Genomic DNA, 2,072 nt, shown 5'->3' on the forward strand with positions numbered 1-2,072 from the left:
CGTCCCCGGGCCTCCGCGGATGATCCGCGCGGTCCGCGGCGGCCCTGCGCGCGGCGGCCTCCGGGAGCGGTTCGGGTGCGGAACCGCCGCCGGGGAAAGACGGATCCCCCGCCTGCGCCGTCTTCCCGCGGATCGGAGGCGGAGGGGAGAATCGCGAAGGGCCGGTGAGCGGCTAGACTTCGGCGAAGCGCTCGCGGTGCGCCCCCGCACCGGAGCCCCGTCGCCAGCAGCCGCTGCATGAGGAGCCACTGACTTGTCCCGTCGCCTGTTCACCTCCGAGTCGGTCACCGAGGGCCACCCGGACAAGATCGCAGACCAGATCAGCGACGCGATTCTCGACGCCATGCTCAAGGGAGACCCCAAGAGCCGGGTCGCGGTCGAGACGCTGATCACCACCGGTCAGGTCCACGTCGCCGGAGAGGTGACGACGGAGACCTACGTAGACATCCCGGGTCTCATCCGCGAGAAGATCCTCGAGATCGGCTACGACGCCTCGCACAAGGGCTTCGACGGCGCCTCCTGCGGCGTGTCGGTGTCCATCGGCGCGCAGTCCCCTGACATCGCGCAGGGCGTCGACGCCGCCTACGAGGCCCGCGAGGGCGAGGCCGGCGACGAGTTCGACCGCCAGGGCGCCGGCGACCAGGGCCTCATGTTCGGCTACGCCTGCCGGGAGACCCCCGAGCTGATGCCGCTCCCGATCCAGCTCGCGCACCGCCTGGCCGAGCGCCTGTCGCAGGTCCGCAAGGACGGCACGGTCCCCTACCTGCGCCCCGACGGCAAGACCCAGGTCACCATCGAGTACGACGGCGACAAGCCGGTCCGCCTCGACACGGTGGTCGTCTCCACCCAGCACGCGGCCGAGATCGACCTCAAGGAGATGCTCGCGCCGGACATCAAGGAGCACGTGGTCGACCCGGTCCTGGCCGGCCTGGAGCTGGAGACCGAGGGCTACCGGCTGCTGGTCAACCCGACCGGCCGCTTCGAGATCGGCGGTCCGATGGGCGACGCCGGCCTGACCGGCCGCAAGATCATCGTCGACACCTACGGCGGCATGGCCCGCCACGGCGGCGGCGCCTTCTCCGGCAAGGACCCGTCCAAGGTCGACCGCTCGGCCGCCTACGCCATGCGCTGGGTCGCCAAGAACATCGTGGCCGCCGGTCTGGCCGACCGCGCCGAGGTGCAGGTCGCCTACGCCATCGGCAAGGCGCACCCGGTGGGCGTGTTCGTCGAGACCTTCGGCACCGAGAAGACCGACATCGCCAAGATCCAGGCCGCCGTGCTCGAGGTCTTCGACCTGCGCCCGGCCGCGATCATCCGCGACCTCGACCTGCTCCGCCCGATCTACTCCGAGACCTCCGCCTACGGCCACTTCGGCCGCCCGGAGTTCTCCTGGGAGGCCACCGACCGCGCCGACGCCCTGCGCGCCGCCGCCGGCCTGTAGTCCCGCCACGGTAAGAGCCCCCGGTGGACCCGTTCCGCCGGGGGCTCTCGCCGTGTCCTCGGGCGGTCCCGGCGGATCGGTGAGAGGCGCCCGCGGTGTCTGGTAGGACATGTGGGTGACCCACACGATCCCCTCCCCGGACGACGGCGCCCTGCTTCCGCTGGACGCCGTCCGCGAGCGGCCCGCCCCCGCGCGGGGCGCCGGACCGGTGCGGGGCGTGCCGGAGCCGGCCGCCGAGCTGCCCGTCGCGCGGGTCGCCGTGGACACGCCGCTGCCCCATCTGGACCGGCCGTTCGACTACCTCGTCCCGGCCACCCTGGACGCCGCGGCCGTGCCGGGCTGCCGGGTCCGGGTCCGCTTCGCGGGCAAGCTCGCCGACGGGTTCCTGCTGGAGCGGGTGGAGACGAGCGAGCACCCCGGGAAGCTGGCCCGGCTGGAGCGGGTGGTCTCCGCCGAGCCGGTGCTGACCCCGGAGGTCGCCGCCCTGGCCCGCGCCGTCGCCGACCGCTACGCCGGGACCCTGGCCGACGTCCTGCGCCTGGCCGTCCCGCCGCGCCACGCCAGAGTCGAGGCCGAGCCGCGCACCCGGGAGCCCGAGGAGGCCCGGGAGCCCTGGAGGCCGCCGGGCCGG

The 2,072-nt window shown here is 73.9% G+C and carries 2 protein-coding genes; both read left to right on the top strand.

The annotated features are described in order from the left end of the window. Positions 1-253 precede the first annotated feature (253 nt). Positions 254-1,441: a methionine adenosyltransferase gene (metK, locus tag ACWJ6R_RS35245; protein ID WP_449066362.1), complete on the top strand. Its 1,188-nt coding sequence runs from the start codon at positions 254-256 to the stop codon at positions 1,439-1,441. A 115-nt stretch (positions 1,442-1,556) separates the two neighbouring features. After that, on the top strand, positions 1,557-2,072 hold a 516-nt coding region (locus ACWJ6R_RS35250), incomplete at its 3' end, for a primosomal protein N' family DNA-binding protein (protein WP_449066363.1).

The organism is Planomonospora algeriensis (assembly GCF_977012225.1).